Source organism: Stenotrophomonas sp. AS012628, assembly GCF_010608305.1.
Classification (GTDB): domain Bacteria; phylum Pseudomonadota; class Gammaproteobacteria; order Xanthomonadales; family Xanthomonadaceae; genus Stenotrophomonas; species Stenotrophomonas geniculata.
In genome coordinates, this window is record NZ_VMBJ01000315.1 from 1 (window position 1) to 214 (window position 214).

General features: G+C 65.4%; 1 protein-coding gene. It reads left to right on the forward strand.

Annotated elements, in window-relative coordinates; genetic code table 11:
* Positions 1–214: flagellar protein FliT (locus G5A07_RS22080; RefSeq protein WP_191864055.1), on the forward strand; the 214-nt coding region annotated here is incomplete at both ends.

Below are 214 nucleotides of genomic sequence, written 5' to 3' on the forward strand. Positions count from 1 at the left end.
GGTGGATGCTGCAGAACGCGGCGACTGGGACGAAGTGAGCTTGCTGGAGCGCGAATGCGCGGCGCACATGGAGCGCTTGGGCCACGGTCTGCGCCCGGCCTTGTCGCACGAAGAAGTACAGCGCAAGCGCGACCTGATGATGCGCATTCTGGCCAACGACGCCCGTGTGCGTGCGCTGGTCTGTCCGCGCCAGGATGAATTGATGCGCCTGGTC